Source organism: Arcticibacter sp. MXS-1 (assembly GCF_041902385.1).
GTDB lineage: Bacteria > Bacteroidota > Bacteroidia > Sphingobacteriales > Sphingobacteriaceae > Arcticibacter.
In genome coordinates this window covers 1,085,568-1,103,844 of the sequence record NZ_CP169244.1, presented here as the reverse complement: position 1 = coordinate 1,103,844, position 18,277 = coordinate 1,085,568, and the positions used below count along the sequence as shown (strand labels likewise).

The following is an 18,277-nucleotide window of genomic DNA, read 5'->3' as shown; positions in this document are numbered from 1 at the left end:
AAACAGCAATAGAATTTCACAGATAGGCGTTACAACACACACACAATATAGAATCGTAAAAAAGTTTAAACAGCAAAGAAAAAGGAGCAGAAGGGATTGAAACACACGTAGTAGAGTTTCCGAAAACGTTTGCGGGAACGTTTGCACAAATTAATATTTCTGGTACTTTAATAATTAAGATTAAAGTAATTATCATTGCTGCCAGAAAGGTATTTATAAACCCCCAAATCACTTCTCGAAAAAGTTTGTAAAGAACGCCAGAGGGGCGTATGGGTCTTTTTTGGCCTCATGCAAACGTTTGCGTAAAGTAGAGGAGGGACTAAATTGAACAATTAATATTTATATGAGAAAAGTTCTGATGATGATTGCCTTACTGTTCTCCGTTTTTTCCGTCGCCCTGGCGCAGACAAAAACGGTGACAGGTAAAGTAGTGGATAAGGGCGGTGAACCCCTTATCGGCGTTAGTGTTACTGTCAAGGGGACCACGAAGGGAGTGGGTACTGACATTAACGGAGGATTTAAGCTGGCGGTTCCTTCTACCGGGAGCCCGGTGCTGGTGTTTAAGTACATCGGTTTTAAAGCAAAAGAAGTGGCTGTAGGAAGCCAGACAACTTTAAAAGTTACTCTTGATGAGGATAACACGATGTTGAACGAAGTAAAAGTTAATATTGGTTATGCGATAGTTTCAAGGGAAGCGGTTACAGGATCAGTGTCATCAACGAATGCAAAGCAGCTGAAAGACGTTCCAGTAAGTTCTGCTGCGGAAGCACTTACCGGTCGTTTGGCTGGGGTCCAGGTGACTACCACCGAAGGCCAGCCCGGGGCGGAAGTTCAAATTCGTGTTCGTGGAGGAGGTTCACTTACTCAGGACAACTCCCCGCTTTATATCGTTGACGGTATCCAGGTGGAGAATGCCCTTTCTCTTCTTTCACCTCAGGAAATTCAGTCGATCGACGTGTTAAAGGATGCTGCTTCAACCGCAATTTACGGTGCGAGAGGTGCGAATGGGGTTGTGCTTATCACTACAAAAGGTGGTAAGGAAATGAAAACTCAAATTAGCTATAACGGATATGCGGGTGTAAGACAAGTGACCAAGACCCTGGACGTACTCAACCCGTATGACTTTGTACAATACCAATATCAGTTTTACGATGGTAGTGATAAGGACCGGGAGACATTTAGGGATACCTATGGCAGATTCAGTGACCTTGATCTTTACAAAAACATCCAGAATATTAATTGGCAGGACAAAGTATTTGGCCGTGATGCATGGAACCAGACTCATGTTCTAACAATGACGGGAGGTTCTAAGACGACCACTTTTAATCTTACATTGAATCATACTGATGAAGACGGCATTATGCTTGGTTCTGGTTATACCAGGACTCTCGGGTCTTTCAAATTTGATCATAAGGTAAACGATCGTTTCAACGTGGGTCTGACTACCAGGTACAGTCGTCAACGTATTGACGGGGCTGGTACGAGCAGCACCCAATCGCAAAGCGCAAACAGACTCAGGAATTCTATACGCTTTAAGCCGTTCGATATCCCTGGCCAGGAAGCTCAGGAGGATGTGTTTGATGCAAATTATAACAGCCAAACAAACCTCACAAACCCTGTTCTTTTAGCGAAGAACGAAATAAAGTATGACTATGATAACGACTTGAACTTGAATGGTTACGCAGGCTATGACATAACCAAGAAGCTATCATTTAAAACAGTTGTGGGTGTTACTACCAATGACGCAAGGACCAATACGTTTAATGGGGCCATTACCAGCATTGCCAGAGACAATTCAAAACTGCCGGTTGTAGATCTGGTAACGGGACAAACGGTCACTATAAACAATTCAAATACTCTTAATTACCGCACTACTATTAATAAGGATCACAACGTCGACTTATTGATAGGGGAGGAGACATATCAGACTAAAACAAAGACCAGCAATACGCGGATCAAATATTTACCTTCTGATATTACTGCGGAGCAGGCTTTTGCCAGTATTCAGAAAGCTACCCCTCCTACAGGTATGATTCAGGATGCTCCTAGTACATCGGAGTCTTCGAACAAGTTATTCTCGTTGTTCGGCCGAGCTAACTATTCTTACAAGTCAAAGTACCTCGCTACTTTTACAGTTCGTCGGGACGGCTCTTCAAAGTTTGCCGGGGATAACCGCTACGCAGTCTTCCCTTCAGCTCAGCTGGGATGGAGGATTTCCGAAGAGGGGTTCATGTCTTCCACTAAAGACTGGCTATCGAATCTGAAAGTAAGAGCAAGTTACGGTACCTCCGGAAATAATCGTATTGCCAATGACCTTTACAGGACCATGTTTGTTACATCAAGTGACTATGGTTACGCTTTTGATGAGTCGGTAACTCCAGGCTACTCTCCTAACGCACTTGCCAATCCTGATCTTAAATGGGAAACTACTGTATCAAGGAACCTTGGTCTCGACTTCTCATTATTGAAAAACCGTTTGAACGGATCGGTTGACGTCTATTTAAACAATACTAAGGACCTGCTTTTAGCAGCTACTATTCCTACTTCGACAGGATATAAAACCCAGATACAGAACATTGGGAAGACTGAAAATAAGGGAGTTGAGCTGCAGTTGGACGGAGTGGTGATGCAGAAGAAGGACTTTGGCTGGACAGCGAATTTCAACATATCCTTCAACAGAAATAAAATCGTAAGCTTAGGAAACGATGCAACCGGCAAGCCTATTGCCTCTTACTTTGCTCAGTCAGGATGGGTGAACAGTTTGGATGACTTCTATGTGGAAGTAGGTAAGCCGATCGGCCAGTTCTACGGATACGTAACGGATGGTTTTTATACTCTTGACGACTTTGATTACAATCCTTACCAGAACAAGTATACTTTAAAAGCAGGGGTTGCAAACAGCAGTGTTGCTGCGCTTGGTTCGAAAGACCCACAACCCGGCGATCTGAAGTTGAAAGACCTTACTCCTGGTAACAACACATCGGTTATTGGCACTGACGACAGGAAGGTGTTAGGAAATGCACAACCTAAGTTCACTGGGGGATTCAATCAGCAGTTCACCTTTAAGGGCTTTGACATGAGCATCTTCATGAACTGGTCAGTTGGTAGCAAGGTGTATAACGCTAATAAGATCGAGTATACTACTTCATACAACGGTTACAAAGACAATAACATGTTTGCTGTAGTTGCAAATCGTTGGAAATGGTACGATGAAAACGGCGTAAAAGTAACCGATCAGAATAAGTTAAGAGAGATGAATGCAAATACTACTTTCTGGACGCCTCCTGTTGGAAACTACATTCTGACTGATTACGCAATTGAAGATGGATCTTTTCTTAGAATTAGTAACATCACTCTTGGATATACCCTCCCTAAAGCAATACTAAAAAGGACAAAAGCTTTATCTGCTGTGAGAGTGTATACGACGGTTAATAATCTCTGGACGATTACAGGATATTCTGGTTTTGATCCTGAAGCGAATACCCGTAGAAGCAACCCATTAACACCAAGTGTAGACTATTCTACTTACCCAAGAAGCAGATATATTTTGGCTGGTGTTAACGTAACTTTTTAACGACCAATACGAAAAGAAATGAATAAGAATATCATAAAAAGATCTATGTTTCTTGCGGTAATGGCAGGTAGTATTTTAGCCATTTCCTCTTGCAAGGACTATTTAGAAATAGACAATCCGTCGACTACCACTGAACAGGCCACCTTTAATAGTGTGTCATTTGCTACGTCTGCGGTTGTAGGGATATACAGCAGGCTTTCCGGGGACAACGGTTACGGAAGCCGTATTTCGACGCTATTCCCTCAATCAGCAGACGACTTTAAAACTTCAGGCGATTACAATCCGGCGGACAGGAGAGGGATCTCTACTTACGGAGCCAGTTCTGCCAACACTGATTTGAAGGAGCCTTTCAACCAGCTTTACGAGGGCATCGAAAGAGCAAATATTTGTATTAAAAATATACCTCTTTCGCAGAAATACCTGGGCGGTACCAGCGATGAGCAGAAAGCAATGAAGAAGTTATATGGTGAGGCACTAACTTTACGCGCGCAGTTTTACTATGAACTGATCCGTAACTGGGGAGACGTGCCGGCGCCGTTTCAACCGGCTGCAGATTTGACCGATATTTATCTTCCTGCCACTAATCGGGACACCGTTTATGATCATTTGATTAGTGACCTTAAAATCGCCGAGGACATCGTGCCATGGAGAAGTGAAACAACAGATAACAGCCCCGCCAGAATTACGAAGGGCTTTGTGAAGGGCTTAAGAGCCAGAATAGCGCTGACCAGAGGGGGATATTCTCTTCGCTGGAACAAGATGGAAAGACGGGCTGACTATCTGGACTACTACAAAATTGCACTTAAGGAGTGTGAGGAGATCATCGCCAGCAAAGAACACGGACTTACGGAGAGCTATGAGAATCTATTTAAAGCGATACACACGTCAAAGACGCTCGACGCCAATCGGGAGTTGATGTTTGTTGTTGGTGCCTTCGGTGGTAATTCAAAGACCGATAGCAAGCTTGCATTCTACAACGGACTAAAGATCGACAAAGAGTCAAAGTTCGGCCAAGCAGGCGGAGGGGTGGTAATTTTGCCGACCTATTACTACGAATTTGATGCTACGGGTAAAGACAGCAGAAGGGATGTTACTATTGCAAGTTTTCAGATCGATAAAAATGGAAATAAGATTCTCTCAGCTCCAACAGATATGACTGACGGCAAGTTCAGACGGACATGGACCGGAATATATGGTTCGAGCCAGAACGTGGGAGTTGACTGGCCGATCATGCGCTATGCAGGCATCCTGCTCATGTACGCGGAAGCAGCAAACGAAATTAGCGGGGGGCCGACAGCAGCAGCAATAGACGCGGTGAATCAGGTAAGGCGCCGTGCGTTTGGCGTGAAAGATAATAGTTATGATCTGACTGCAACCGATGTAGCGGGCAAGGATGCATTTTTTAACGCGATTGTCAAAGAAAGACTCCTCGAGTTCGGTGGAGAGGGAATTAGAAAATACGACTTAATTCGGTGGAACCTTCTTGGTACTAAGATAGCTGAAACGAGAGAGAAATTGAAGCGGTTCCAAAACTCGGCAGGAGAGTATGCCAATGTTCCTCAGGTTGTTTACGTCAAAGCTTCTGCTTTTAGTAACACGGGAGCGTCTGACGAACTCAAGTCACTGGACATTTATGGTGGTACGCTCAACGAAGTAGCAAACAGGAGGGAGGGCGCTGCGCCCGATAGTAAATTAAGTTATACGAAGCGGAACTGGGCACTGTCTGTGGATGCAGCCTATGTAAGTCTTGATGAAAAAGATAAGAAGGGTTATGCCTTCAAGTTTAAGGAAAATCAGAGCGAACTGTTTCCGTTTTATTTCGAGGTCCTAAGTAGGAATACCAAGGTTGTCCAGAATTTTGGCTATTAATCCCGAACGTTTTAAGAAAGAGATGAAAATCATGAATTTTAAAAAGATAAATGTTGTTATAGCGCTTGCCGGCTTGATCGTTATTGCGGCCGCTTCCTGTAAAAAGGATGATGTCAAGGTGGACAGTCTTCCCCGCTCCTTTCAGCCTGTGGGAGCAATCTCGGCAGAAGGAGATACATTTAAGGTAAGTCTGAAATGGAAGACCGCCATATTCAAGGATTCGACGAATACCTCGTATACAGTAGAAGTGGCAAAAGATTCTTCCTTTTCGTCTATCGTCTATTCAAAAGTGGTCGATACCACTTTTGCAGAAATTACGGAAAACGAGCTGGCAATTCGGCAGAACTATGTTGCCCGTATCAAAACGATGGGACAAAAGGGGGAAGAAGATTCGAAATGGATGCTAACGCCTAGCTTTTACCTGATAGGCAAGCAACTGTTTTTACCGCTTGTTGAAAGTAATGTTACGACGAACAGCGTGAAATTACAATGGACGCCTAAAAAGTTTGTGCTTAATAAACTTGTTGTTACTCCAAAAGGAGGCGCTGCACAGGAGATTGCTTTGAATGGAGAAACGGAAAGGACTGTCGGTAGTCTTCAGGAGAATACCACCTACCGGGCTGAACTGTTTGAAGGGACAAAAAGCAGAGGGGTTGTTGTGTTCCGCACGAAAGCTTCTGCTCCAACTAACATAACCTTGAATCCAACAGACAACCTTGCTCAGGCCGTGGCTGCAGCCACAGATAATGGCGTTATTAAGTTGAACCCCGGCACCTATACCGTCTCTGACAGTATCAAGATAGAAGGTAAATCGGTAACTATTCAGTCTGTTAGCGGAAATCCTTCCGACACTAAAGTGAAATTTAAAGAATTTTTACTTATAGGTGATTTCTCGGGACTAAATGTAACGGGCATTGAATTCGATGGAAAGGACGCAAAGGCAGCGTACTTTATCAGCCTGAACGGTGCAAGTGTAAACGGAGCCGGACCTGCTGCCTTTAAGGCGGTGAACGTTGAAAACTGTATTATCCACGATACTTTCGGCGCATTGGTTAGAGGAAGTAAGGGATCTACGAACGAGCAGTCTATCGCGTCAATTAAGGTGAATAATAGTGTTGCCTACAGGAACCTCGGTACATATGCAGAGTTTGCCCTTGATAAAATCAAGTTCGGAAAGCTTGAAGTCACTAACTCTACTTTTTATACGATGAGCAGAGGATTCATAAACTGTGTTTCTAAAGTAGACGTAAAACCTACCGTTTTGGTAAATCAGTGCACAGTGAACGCTTTTGGAGGACAGGGAAATGACTATCCATTCTTTGATGGTGGTACTAATCCGGTGGATCTGACAGTTCAGAACAGCATCGTTTCAAATACCCCATACGTGGAATTAGAAAGTACCGGTGCTACTTTCCAGCGCTCGGTTACATCTGGTGCTACTGTTACCTATACAAATAATAACTTTTTTAAACTGGTAACGGGAAAAGGTACTAGCCTGACACTGCCATCGGTTAAGAATGGTAAGACTGTGGATCTCGGCTGGACATCTGCAACCACCGACTTCTCAATTGCGGCTGACTCTCCGCTTAGAACCGCAGGTAAAACCGGTGGTGCTATTGGTGACCCTCGCTGGGTAAAATAAATCCGGAACGTAATATAAAAAGGTGTAAGTATGTGCTTACACCTTTTTTGTGTCCGCGCTATTCCACAGCTGATATCAAGTCTATGCAAATTGCGGGAACGATTGCACAAAAAAACATAGTGCCAGGTGTAAGTACTTGATAGGAAAGTATTTAATATTGTTAGACGAGACCAGTAAACCTGCCGGTAATAACAATGCGAATGGATGCCGGCGCAGAGAGCAATAGAGAGAATGAAGAGCCCTGACAAGGCGCAGCTTCTCGGGTATTAGATATAAACACAAAACATGAAGATAATGTCGAAAGCAATGATGGGAGTATGCCTTATTCTGGGGCTATATACGTCTCTCTTTGCACAGTCACTAGCCTTCCCGGGAGCGGAAGGATTTGGTAAATATACCACAGGGGGTCGCGGAGGAAAGGTATTATTTGTATCCAACCTTAATGACTCGGGCGAGGGAAGCCTTCGGAAGGCTATTCAAGCGAAGGGGGCACGGACGGTTGTATTCCTGGTGTCCGGGACTATTTCCCTCGAGGGACCTCTTGATATCAATAGTGGCGATATAACAATTGCCGGCCAGTCCGCCCCCGGTGAAGGAATCTGCATTAAGAATTATCCCGTCAGCATTAAAGCGAACAACGTGATCATCAGATATCTGCGGTTCAGGATGGGAGATGAAAAGAAGGTGGAGGGCGATGCGCTTGGTGCAACGAAGGCAAATCAAAACATCATCATCGACCATTGCTCAATTAGTTGGGCAACCGATGAGTGCGCCTCTTTCTACCGGAACAAAGGCTTCACGATGCAATGGTGCATTATATCCGAAAGCCTTAATTCTTCCGTCCATAAGAAGGGTGAGCATGGATATGGAGGAATATGGGGTGGTGAAGGTGCAACGTTCCATCACAACCTGATCGCTAGTCATAAAAGCCGTACGCCGCGCTTTAGCGGATCATCCAGCACTCCAAACTCCCCGAATGAGCTGGTAGAGTTCTCCAACAACGTAATTTACAATTGGGAGAGCAACAGCGTCTATGGCGGTGAAAGAGGCAGATACAACATTTTAAATAACTATTACAAGGCGGGCCCTGCTACCACAAAGACCAAGAAAGACCGGATACTCAATCCCTGGTCTCCCTACGGGCAGTTTTATGTAAATGGGAACGTTCTTGCTGGCAATTCAGCTGTTTCTGAGAATAACTGGGCGGGAGTTGTTGCCGACCATCCCGACTCGGCAAGGGCTAATATGGCCTTCGTTACTGCAAAGATCACACTTCAAGCGGCTAAAGACGCCTATGAGGATGTTTTGCTCTTTGCGGGAGCAAGTTTAAGGAGGGATGCGGTAGATGCTCGCCTTGTTGAAGATGTAAAGAGAGGAACTGGCGGACCCGGTAAAGACGGTAATGGGATTATCGACTCGCAAGCCGATGCAGGAGGCTGGCCCTTGCTAAAATCCGGCGAGGTGTTGCCTGATGCTGATGCGGACGGTATTCCTGATAGTTGGGAGAGTAAGCGCGGGCTTAATCCCCGCGATCCGGGTGATGCCCAAACCTATACCTTGAGTAAAGATTATACGAATCTCGAAACATATCTTAATAGCATATCACTTAAATAAAATTCAGAAAATGAACAGAAAATTTATTCTCGTTTTGTGTTCGGTTGTATTAATGTCCTTCGCGTTAATACAGAACAATAAGATTACCGTTTGGATGATTGGCGATTCCACTATGGCTAACAAACAGGCGAAAGCCTTTCCCGAGACGGGGTGGGGAATGCCTTTTTCTACGTTCTTTAATAAAAAGGTAGTTGTGGATAATCGTGCAATGAACGGAAGGAGCACGCTTTCCTTTATTACTGAAAAGCGCTGGCAGGAGGTTTTTGATAATCTGAAGGAGGGCGACTATGTTTTGATCGAATTCGGCCATAATGATGAGAAAATCAATAAGCCCGGAGTTGGCACTACTATAAGCGAATATAAGGCTAACCTTTCCCGTTTCGTTCAGGAGGCAAGATCTAAGAAGGCCATCCCTGTGCTGCTGACACCGATTATGCGCAGAAGCTTTGAGAACGGGGTGTTTAAGGACTCTCATCTGGGATATCCCGACGCAATGCGCCGCGTGGCCGACAGCCTTCATGTGCCTCTTATCGACATGCACAAGAAGACGGAGCAGCTCCTTGTCTCCCTGGGTGAAGAAAAGTCAATAAAACTCTTTAATCATGTCCCGCCCGGAACGGAAAACTATCCGGAAGGCAAGAAAGATGACACGCATCTGAGCCCTGAAGGTGCCAGGCAAATTGCAGAGCTGGCTGCAGAAGGTTTGAAAGAGCAAAAGATCGGATTAGCGAAATACTTGAGGAAATAGAGAGATCAATAAAACCAGGAGCAGGGTGCCTTTAGCGCCGGGTTCCTTTTTTATTTTTATGAGAAAATTTAAGTTTTTAACTGCTCTTACTGTCGTGGGGCTGATGTCATTTGTGCTTATTAAGCCCAGGGTTTCCAAAGTATACCTGATCGGAGATTCGACAGTAGCTGATTACACGCTCGACTCGGGCTATCTGGATAAGCGGTATCCCCTCACAGGCTGGGGCCAGGTGTTTCAGCCCTTTCTGACAAGGGACCGGCTCCAAGTTTTACGCAATATCATTAAGGCCGACAGCGTCGTTGTGGACGACCGCGCTAAGGGCGGCAGAAGTACCAGAACATTTTTTGAGGAGGGAAGATGGGCAAGTGTGTATAATGCCCTGCGACCTGGAGATCTTGTGTTGATCCAATTTGGCCATAACGACAGCTCCAAAGAGAAACCCGAAAGGTATGTGACAACAGAAGGGTACAAGGAGTATCTGCGTTTGTTTGTGAACCAGAGCCGTGAGAAAGGAGCTCTTCCTGTCCTGATCACTCCCGTCTCACGAAACTATCCCTGGAAGGATGGGCAGCTGGGTAGCGCTCACGGCGATTATCCCCAGGCAATGAAAGACGTGGCAGTAGAATTGAAGGTGCCTCTGATTGATCTTACCCAAAGTTCAGCTGCTAGTTTTAGCCTGAAGGGAGAGGAGTATGTCACTTCACATTATTTTATGAATTTGCCCGCTGGTACCTATAAAGCTTATCCGCAAGGGCAGAAGGACAACACGCATTTTCAGCCTGAGGGCGCCACAGAAGTAGCCAGGCTCGTTTTTGAAGGGCTAAAGCAGATTAGAATTGGTAAGTAAAGCAGTTAGTAATGTTCATGAATCATTTTCAAATGAGAAAGCTAATATTTTTAGTCGTAGCCCTGGTCGTGGCAGTTTCACTGCGTGCTCAGGAGAGGCACTTTACTGTTGCCCAGGACGGCAGCGGCGATTTCAAAACAGTACAGGAAGCTATTAACGCTGTTCCTGATTTTCGGAAAGTGCCCACTGTAATTTTTATTAAGAATGGCGTGTACAAGGAGAAGTTGATACTGGCTCCCTCTAAAAGAATGGTGAGGTTTGTAGGAGAAAGTGCCGATAAGACGATCCTTACTTACGACGATTATGCAGGTAAAAAGAACCAGTTTGGCGAGGAAAAAGGTACTTCCGGTTCAGCGAGCTTTTATATCTACGCTGATGATTTTAGCGCGGAAAACATAACCTTTGCAAACTCTGCCGGCCCGGTGGGTCAGGCCGTCGCCGTATGGTCTGCGGGGGACCGTATGAAGTTTAAGAATTGCAGGTTCCTTGGTTTTCAGGATACGCTTTATACCTACGGCTATGGCAGTCGCCAGTACTATACCAACTGCTACATCGAAGGTACTGTTGACTTTATATTTGGCTCTTCTACCGCCATCTTTAACGATTGCGATATTTATTGCAAGAAGCAGGGTTACGTAACCGCCGCTTCCACTTCAGATACTACCAGGTACGGCTACGTGTTTATGAACTGCCGGCTTAAAGGGGATGCAGAAGAAAATACCTTTTATCTGGGCAGGCCATGGCGCCCTTATGCAAAGGTAGTTTTCCTGAACTGCGAACTCGGTAAGCAGATCCGTCAGGAAGGCTGGCATAACTGGGGGAAGGAAAGCAATGAAAAGACGGCGTACTATGCGGAGTATAACAACAAGGGCCCGGGCTTTAAACCAAAGGCCAGAGTGGCCTGGTCTCATCAGCTTACGAAGGAAGAAGCGAAGGAATACACGATTGAAAAGATTTTCCGGGGCTGGAATCCGCAATAGGCTTGGCGATCGGAGTTCTGCGCTGCGTTTAGGGTTTTTAGTTTAAGCCGGTTAGGGCTGAAAACGAGTGACTTGAGTTCATAGAGCATGCCGATGTTCCCTTTTTATCTCCTGAGAGGCTATAGCTATATTGTCTACGCGGCTCTTTAGTTACTTCCCTTGGATCGAACGGTTTAAAGGCCTTGTCTTAGACGTTATTAACAAAAGGGGCCGGATCAATGCTGATCCGGCCCCTTTTGTTAACTGGACAATTTGAGCCTATTTAACAGGTTCTACGCGAAACCAGTCATAGTCGGCCCAGCCAGAATCGTTAATCTGCGTTTCTCTTGTCGCGAATAAGCCTATTTTGGCACCGATCCATTTACCTGGCGTTACAGTGAAAACACCACCCGCCGGTGTAAACTTCTTACCATCGCTGCTGTAGCTAAACTGACACTTCGCTCCGCTTGTCACGGTCACCCTCAGATAGGCCGTGCTGTTTTTTAGCCTGGTAATGACCGTTTCTTTTTCAGGGGCTCCTTTGTCTGCCTTTTCACAAACACCCTGTACCAGATAGAGTCCGTCTTTCTTGCTTTTGAGAGCAATATTAGCGTAGCTGAGGCCCATTACTACTAGTCCGGTCTTTTCATTCTCCAGCTTCGGATTTGGGCTGAACGTCACTTTAGTAGTAGCCGTGAACTCGTCGGCAGGGGTTTTCTGCAGTAATATATTTGGCACATCCCAGAGGTTCTTTGCGTCTTCCGGCGCCTGATAGGTATAGAGCTTCAGCGATCCTTTTGTTGGATCCATGAATGACCAGGTAGCCTGAGGATTTGCCTGCCATTGCCATTGAAGTCCAAGCCTGATCGAGTTAAATTCATCACTTTCGGCAGGGGTAACGATTGGATAGGTCCTTCCGACGTTTGGCTTTTTATAGGTAAGTACAGGTTCTCCTTTTCCATCACCATCTTTGTCTATCCCAATAACAGGCCAGTCATTGACCCACTTCATGGGCTGGAGATGAACAACGCGCCCGTACGCATCCTTGTCCTGAAAATGGAGGAACCAGTCCTCGCCTTTCTGTGTGTCTACCCAGGCTCCCTGGTGAGGCCCGTTAACAGGAGACTTGCCCTGGTCCATCGCTACTCTTCGCTCATACGGACCGTAAATATTCTTTGACCGGAGGATTAGTTGCCATCCGGTGGAGACACCGCCGGCAGGGGCAAAAATGTAATAGTATCCGTTTCTCTTGTAAAACTTAGGACCTTCAATTGTCGGATCGAGCTCGTGCCCGTCGTAAACAATGATGCCTTCATCGACTGTTTTTGTACCCTCGCTGTTCAGTTTTTTTACCGCTATGACGCTTTTGATTCCGGCACGGCTACCAGCATAGGCATAAACCAGATATACCTGGCCGTCTTCATCCCAAAGAGGACAGGGGTCGATCAGGCCTTTTCCCGCTTCCACAAGGATGGGCTCCGACCATGGGCCCTCAGCCTTTTTAGCCTTTGTCAGGTAGATACCAAAGTCTGGATCAGGATAGTAAATGTAGAATTCGCCCTCGTGATACCGGATAGAAGGAGCCCACACACCATTACCATGCTGTGTTTTTTCAAAATGCTCAAAGGGAGGTTGCCTTTTCAACGCGTGCGTCAGAATTGTCCAGTTTACCAGGTCTTTGGAATGGAGGATTGGAAGCCCGGGGACGGCATCAAAACTCGAGGCTACCATGTAGAAATCGTCACCTACTCTTACTGCATCCGGATCCGAGTAATCTGCGTTCAGAACCGGGTTCTTATAACTCCCGTTACCCAGGTCGGCAACCCATACTTTTGACACACAGGGTTTGTCTTCGCTTTCTTTGTCTCTTTTCTGCTGCGCGAAAAGCGTTGTTCCTGCAAGGACTAACAGGACGTTAATACTCAAATGTTTCATATTGTGTGTTCGTTAACCTTCGTACTGCAATTTATCAATCAATTGTAGAACAAGAATGTTCCGTGTCTTCCCGCGCCGTATTTTCTGCTTTTTGGCATTCGTGCCAACGTTGGAAATTCAGCGAAAATTAGTTTAGTCTTTCCATTTAGTCGCCCCGGAACGATCGCTGCCTTGTAATTTTATTGTTGGAATTTCGCCTCCGAAATCCTGATGCAGGATGGGGTTGCCCCCGAAGGCAAAAAAAGCCCCGGGCGAAAGCCAGGGCTTAAAGGTGGTCTTATTGTGATTATTCGTTTGCAGCCTTGCCAAGAGAAGCTAAAATACCGCCGTCCACATAAAGAATGTGGCCGCTGACAAAATCTGATGCTTTTGAAGCAAGGAAAATAGCGGCACCCTGAAGGTCTTCCTGCTCACCCCAGCGGGCTGCCGGAGTTCTGCTGATAATGAAATCATTAAAAGGATGTCCGTCTACGCGGATCGGCGCAGTTTGAGAAGTGGCAAAATAACCAGGGCCGATTCCATTTACCTGGATGTTGAACTGTGCCCATTCAGTTGCCAGGTTCTTGGTCAGCATTTTAAGACCGCCTTTAGCGGCAGCATAAGCACTAACGGTGTTCCTGCCAACTTCGCTCATCATAGAGCACATGTTGATGATCTTGCCAGCGCGGCGCTCAATCATGTACTTCCCGATCTGCTTGGCCATGATAAACGGACCAGTGAGGTCGATTTTAAGTACCTGTTCCCAGTCTGCTACTTCCATCTCAGTAACAGGGATTCTTTTGATGATCCCAGCATTATTGATGAGGATATCAATAGGACCAACTTCTTTTTCGATTTTTTCTACGTGTGTTTTAACAGCTTCTTCGTCGGTCACGTCAAATACATATCCGTGGGCCTTGATACCGTTCGCTGCATACTCCTGAATCGCGTTATCGAGCTTTTCTTTGGAAATGTCATTAATAATGATTTCTGCACCTGCCTTTGCCAGGCCTGTTGCCATAGCCATACCCAGGCCATGCGTTGCACCTGTTACCAGTGCTCTCTTACCTGTAAGATCAAAAAGTGATAGTGACATACGTGGTTTGCTTTTTATTAAGGGTCAATTGACTTTCGAACTAAGCGAGTATGCAACATTAAAGGCATACTGCAATCAAACAAATATAGGCCGATTTAGAGAGTTGCAGTAATAAAAGTTCGGGATAATGAGGAATATCACAATTTTCGTCGAAGACAAGCCGCATTTAGAAGATTTTGATCACAGCTTACTGAAAAACCGCTCTCGCCGTTTTATATCTTATCTATAAACACTAATTTGCGCCCACATTATCTCCTAAGAAATATGGGCAACAACATACTATTCGACTTGACCGGAAAGGTGGCGCTGGTGACAGGGTGTAACCGGGGCATCGGAAAAGCAATGGCTGTGGCACTGGCAGAAGCTGGTGCTGATATTATCGGCGTTTCTTCTTCTATTGCCTTAACTGGCAGCGAAACTGAATTGGCTGTGAGGCAGGTCGGCAGGAACTTCAGGGCGTATCAGTGTGATCTGAGTAATCGCAATTCGGTCTATGGATTCCTGGAAAAGGTTTTGGCAGAGAACGAACGGATAGATATTCTGGTCAACAATGCCGGAACGATCCTGCGGCAGGCAGCGGCGGAACATCCTGATGAATATTGGGACAAGGTGATCAATATCAATCTGAATAGTCAGTTTTTGATCAGCCGCGAGATTGGATCCAGGATGTTGGAACAGGGCAGCGGGAAGATCATTTTTACGGCTTCGCTACTGACCTTCCAGGGCGGTGTCAATGTTCCCGGTTATGCGGCAAGTAAAGGAGCGATAGGAAGTCTTGTAAAGGCACTGGCAAATGAATGGGCATCGAAGGGCGTGAATGTAAACGCGATCGCGCCGGGTTATGTGTCCACTGATAATACGGAGGACCTGAGGAACAATCCTGACAGAAGCAGGTCTATCCTTGAAAGGATTCCAGCCGGGCGCTGGGGAGAACCCGAGGACTATAAGGGGCCTGTGGTTTTTCTTGCCTCAAAGGCGTCGGAGTACATGCATGGCACCATTCTGACTGTCGACGGGGGCTGGATGGGCAGGTAGCCGCTCAGTTGAGAATATATAAGTTGATAAATTAATCTAATACAATATGATAATGAACCAGAGATACGCACAAAGTCCGAAAGAAGTGGCCGGTATGTCCACAGCGGAACTCCGTGCCAACTTTTTGTTAGAGGACCTGATGCAGGCCGACCAGTTCAGTTTTACGTATTCGCACTATGACCGGGCAATAGTAGGGAGTGTGGCGCCCGTTAAGGAAGCTCTTGAGTTGCCTGTTTACGAGAACCTTCGCTCCGATTACTTCCTGGAACGCCGCGAAATGGGTATTATCAATGTTGGTGGCGACGGGGAAGTGATTATCGATGGTACAACGTATCAGGTGAACAAGCTGGACGCTGTTTACGCTGGCAAAGGATGCAAGTCTGTAAAGTTCAGAAGTGTGTCAGCCGACTCTCCGGCTAAGTTCTTCTTGTATTCAGTGCCTGCACACAAGGAATATCCTCATCAGCTGATTAAGAAGGAGAATGCCTTCCCTACTACTATCGGAAGCAGGGATACGGCAAATGAGCGGACGATCTATAAGTACATCCACCTGGAAGGAGCAAAGAGTTGCCAGATGGTAATGGGATTGACGATCCTGAGCACTGGAAGCGTATGGAACACCATGCCGTCGCATACACATGACCGCAGAATGGAATCTTACTTCTATTTTGACGTGCCTGAAGATCAGGTTGTTTTCCATATGATGGGACAGCCTCAGGAAACACGCCATCTTGTGGTACAAAACCATCAGGCCATCATATCCCCTCCATGGTCTATCCATTCAGGTGGCGGCACATCAAATTATGGCTTCATCTGGGCCATGTGCGGAGAGAACCTCGTGTACTCCGACATGGATGCCGTTGCTATAAAAGATTTACGCTAATAGCCTCGGAAGACAGAAAGAAGCCGGTGGCAATTTCTGTCTTCTCTTTTTCCATGTTCCGGGAACGATTGCGTAAATACTTTTTACCGGATCGTTGTAAGTCTATGCGAATAAATGTAAAATTGTTAGTAGAGAAGCTAACCAACGTTCGGGACCTTTCCGGTTTCAGATCTTTAACCTTCTCCAGTTTTAGTTACTGATCTTCATTAGAGTCATGAAAGGGGATAACAAAGGATTAATGGGGGAATTAATGAATCTTCAGCTAAAAATAGCAGAAGGAGATGAATCGGCATTCGAAGAGATCTATCTCCGCTATCACCGGAAGCTTCAGCTTTTTGCCCAGGGCTTCGTGAAGTCGACAGAAGTGGCGGAGGAGCTTGTAGCAGATGTATTTGTAAAACTGTGGTGCCGCAGGGAAGAAGCTGCACAAATCCAAAACCTTACCGTATATCTTTACACTTCAGTAAAAAACCTCGCGCTTAACGCTCTGTCGTACGAAGCGCGACGTTTTGTAACTCAATCGCTGGACATGGTTGAGACCGATCAGGAGAATACTGGCTGTTCTCCTCACGACCTGCTAGTCACATCGGAAATGATGCAAAGGATGCAGCTTGCCATTGATCAGCTTCCAGAACGCTGTCGGTTGATCTTTAAGCTCATTAGGGAGGATGGATTGAAGTATAAGGAAGTTGCAGAAATACTCAATATTTCTGTTAATACCATCGATGCACAGATGGCAATCGCTGTTAAACGATTATGCTCCTCGCTTGGTGTTACGAGGGACGGCAAAAAAGAGGCATACCTGTCTTTTTAGAAAAATAAAAAATTGTTTTAGTAGAACCCTGCGTGTTTGCTGTCTTTACTATTGAAAGGCGCAATTATAACCCTCATGAATACTAACGACAGGATCTGGTTCTTAATGGCTCGTACTCTTGCTGATGAAGCAAGAGATGAAGAGCGCGAGGAACTCCTATCGTTTCTCCAGAAGGATGAGGAGCTAGCGGATCGCTTTTCAATCTTAAGTAAGCTCTGGACAGCGAAGGAAGATCAGCCTTCTGATGATAAAAGAACCTTACCCGAAAGTCAAAGTTTAAGGAAGATCATAAAGCGTGCGGAGGAGGAGAGAGGCGCGGATACCAACCATCAGGAAAAAGGCACAGAGCCCAAACTGAGGTTTCTAAAAAGAAACCGCTTTTTACTGCTATGTGCTGCAAGCGTCGCGCTTTTTGCACTAATATTCTACTCCTTCCCCCGCTCAGGTGCGAAACCCCAGTCTGCCTCTCTCGAAGTGGTGACGGTTAAAAATGGCTCCAGAACCAAACTGCTCCTGCCAGACGGCACGAGCGTCTGGCTGAACGGCGATTCGAAACTTTTCTACTCCAGGGCCTTCGGCAAAAAGCAACGTGAGGTACGTCTGGAGGGAGAGGCCTTTTTTGATGTGGTGAGAGATCCTAAACGGCCTTTCATTGTGCATGTCGGCCGGATCAATATCCGTGTTCTTGGAACTGCCTTCAATGTTAAGTTTTACGAGACAGACAAGAATTTCGAGACGACACTTCTGAGGGGAAAGATTGAAGTAACGGAGAACAGGAGTAATGGCAAGGCGGCTATATTTCTTAAGCCTAATCAGAAGCTTGTTGTGCCTTTGAAGACGATGATGGTGAGTCCGAAGATCCAGGACGAGTATCAGATAGAGAACATCGACAAGAAGCTGAAAGAGGACGAACGCCTGGAGACAGCGTGGATGTATAACCGGATTGAGTTTCGCGGAGACAACTTCGGGGAACTGGGAAAGAAGCTGGAGCGGTGGTATAACATCAGAATTATATTCGCTGATGAGAACGTGAAGAGCTTAAAATTTAACGGCTCTTTCGAAAAAGAAACGATAGAGGAGGCTTTAAACGCACTGCAAAAAGTTGCCTCTTTTAAATATGAATTAAATGAAAGGGAAGTACTTATTAAGTCATCTGAGTAATCTGCGTCCGGGATAGCAGATGCAAAACGGAGAATGTTGGCGCATCCTCCGTTTATACCAATTAAATGTAATAAAGCCCAACTAGGCGAAGTTGGATTGTTTAATTTAACCTAATGTAAAA

13 protein-coding genes are annotated in these 18,277 nt (G+C 45.7%); 11 read left to right on the top strand and 2 right to left on the bottom strand.

Annotated elements, in window-relative coordinates:
• The first annotated feature begins 343 nt into the window (after positions 1 to 343).
• The 7 genes from ACES2C_RS04505 to ACES2C_RS04475 all read left to right on the top strand — a co-directional run bounded on the left by ACES2C_RS04505 (position 344) and on the right by ACES2C_RS04475 (position 11,274).
• Entirely contained in the window at positions 344 to 3,574 is a 3,231-nt protein-coding gene (locus ACES2C_RS04505) for a SusC/RagA family TonB-linked outer membrane protein (protein ID WP_374165812.1), read from the top strand.
• A gap of 18 nt (positions 3,575 to 3,592) precedes the next feature.
• A complete protein-coding gene (locus tag ACES2C_RS04500) occupies positions 3,593 to 5,443 on the top strand; it encodes a RagB/SusD family nutrient uptake outer membrane protein (protein ID WP_374165811.1) in 1,851 nt (616 codons plus the stop codon).
• Between the two features lie 31 nt (positions 5,444 to 5,474).
• Entirely contained in the window at positions 5,475 to 7,085 is a 1,611-nt protein-coding gene (locus tag ACES2C_RS04495; RefSeq protein ID WP_374165810.1) for a DUF4957 domain-containing protein, read from the top strand.
• Positions 7,086 to 7,370: 285 nt separating this feature from the next.
• The gene (locus tag ACES2C_RS04490; RefSeq protein WP_374165809.1) at positions 7,371 to 8,699 is read left to right on the top strand and encodes a polysaccharide lyase family 1 protein; all 1,329 of its coding nucleotides are present in this window, start codon (positions 7,371 to 7,373) and stop codon (positions 8,697 to 8,699) included.
• A 10-nt stretch (positions 8,700 to 8,709) separates the two neighbouring features.
• Complete coding sequence (locus tag ACES2C_RS04485; RefSeq protein ID WP_374165808.1) at positions 8,710 to 9,447, top strand: rhamnogalacturonan acetylesterase; 738 nt, start codon at positions 8,710 to 8,712, stop codon at positions 9,445 to 9,447.
• 58 nt (positions 9,448 to 9,505) lie between these two features.
• On the top strand, positions 9,506 to 10,294 hold the full coding sequence (locus ACES2C_RS04480; protein ID WP_374165807.1) for a rhamnogalacturonan acetylesterase: 789 nt from the start codon (positions 9,506 to 9,508) through the stop codon (positions 10,292 to 10,294).
• A 32-nt stretch (positions 10,295 to 10,326) separates the two neighbouring features.
• Positions 10,327 to 11,274 (top strand): pectinesterase family protein, encoded by a 948-nt coding sequence (locus ACES2C_RS04475; RefSeq protein ID WP_374165806.1) that lies wholly within the window; start codon positions 10,327 to 10,329, stop codon positions 11,272 to 11,274.
• 258 nt (positions 11,275 to 11,532) lie between these two features.
• Here ACES2C_RS04475 and ACES2C_RS04470 read toward each other — a convergent pair whose 3' ends face one another.
• Positions 11,533 to 13,188: a glycoside hydrolase 43 family protein gene (locus ACES2C_RS04470; RefSeq protein WP_374165805.1), complete on the bottom strand. Its 1,656-nt coding sequence runs from the start codon at positions 13,186 to 13,188 to the stop codon at positions 11,533 to 11,535.
• Positions 13,189 to 13,474: 286 nt separating this feature from the next.
• Positions 13,475 to 14,263, bottom strand: a complete 789-nt coding sequence (locus tag ACES2C_RS04465) for a gluconate 5-dehydrogenase (protein ID WP_374165804.1) — start codon at positions 14,261 to 14,263, stop codon at positions 13,475 to 13,477.
• Positions 14,264 to 14,527: 264 nt separating this feature from the next.
• On the opposite strand from ACES2C_RS04465, the gene ACES2C_RS04460 reads away from it, so the two are divergent.
• The 4 genes from ACES2C_RS04460 (at position 14,528) to ACES2C_RS04445 (ending at position 18,156) form a co-directional block, all read left to right on the top strand.
• Entirely contained in the window at positions 14,528 to 15,298 is a 771-nt protein-coding gene (locus ACES2C_RS04460) for an SDR family oxidoreductase (RefSeq protein ID WP_374165803.1), read from the top strand.
• Between the two features lie 52 nt (positions 15,299 to 15,350).
• Positions 15,351 to 16,181 carry a 5-dehydro-4-deoxy-D-glucuronate isomerase gene (kduI, locus tag ACES2C_RS04455; RefSeq protein ID WP_374165802.1) on the top strand — a complete coding sequence of 277 codons (831 nt, stop codon included), beginning with the start codon at positions 15,351 to 15,353 and terminating at the stop codon, positions 16,179 to 16,181.
• Between the two features lie 238 nt (positions 16,182 to 16,419).
• Entirely contained in the window at positions 16,420 to 16,995 is a 576-nt protein-coding gene (locus tag ACES2C_RS04450; RefSeq protein WP_374165801.1) for an RNA polymerase sigma-70 factor, read from the top strand.
• A 75-nt stretch (positions 16,996 to 17,070) separates the two neighbouring features.
• Entirely contained in the window at positions 17,071 to 18,156 is a 1,086-nt protein-coding gene (locus ACES2C_RS04445) for a FecR family protein (protein WP_374165800.1), read from the top strand.
• Positions 18,157 to 18,277: the final 121 nt, after the last annotated feature.

Coding starts and splice junctions, on each gene's coding strand:
- ACES2C_RS04490 (WP_374165809.1), top strand. CDS start 7,371: ATGAAGATAATGTCGAAAGCAATGATGGGAGTATGCCTTATTCTGGGG.
- ACES2C_RS04485 (WP_374165808.1), top strand. CDS start 8,710: ATGAACAGAAAATTTATTCTCGTTTTGTGTTCGGTTGTATTAATGTCC.
- ACES2C_RS04465 (WP_374165804.1), bottom strand. CDS start 14,263: ATGTCACTATCACTTTTTGATCTTACAGGTAAGAGAGCACTGGTAACA.
- ACES2C_RS04445 (WP_374165800.1), top strand. CDS start 17,071: ATGAATACTAACGACAGGATCTGGTTCTTAATGGCTCGTACTCTTGCT.
- ACES2C_RS04460 (WP_374165803.1), top strand. CDS start 14,528: ATGGGCAACAACATACTATTCGACTTGACCGGAAAGGTGGCGCTGGTG.
- kduI (WP_374165802.1), top strand. CDS start 15,351: ATGAACCAGAGATACGCACAAAGTCCGAAAGAAGTGGCCGGTATGTCC.
- ACES2C_RS04475 (WP_374165806.1), top strand. CDS start 10,327: ATGAGAAAGCTAATATTTTTAGTCGTAGCCCTGGTCGTGGCAGTTTCA.
- ACES2C_RS04480 (WP_374165807.1), top strand. CDS start 9,506: ATGAGAAAATTTAAGTTTTTAACTGCTCTTACTGTCGTGGGGCTGATG.
- ACES2C_RS04500 (WP_374165811.1), top strand. CDS start 3,593: ATGAATAAGAATATCATAAAAAGATCTATGTTTCTTGCGGTAATGGCA.
- ACES2C_RS04495 (WP_374165810.1), top strand. CDS start 5,475: ATGAATTTTAAAAAGATAAATGTTGTTATAGCGCTTGCCGGCTTGATC.
- ACES2C_RS04505 (WP_374165812.1), top strand. CDS start 344: ATGAGAAAAGTTCTGATGATGATTGCCTTACTGTTCTCCGTTTTTTCC.
- ACES2C_RS04470 (WP_374165805.1), bottom strand. CDS start 13,188: ATGAAACATTTGAGTATTAACGTCCTGTTAGTCCTTGCAGGAACAACG.
- ACES2C_RS04450 (WP_374165801.1), top strand. CDS start 16,420: ATGGGGGAATTAATGAATCTTCAGCTAAAAATAGCAGAAGGAGATGAA.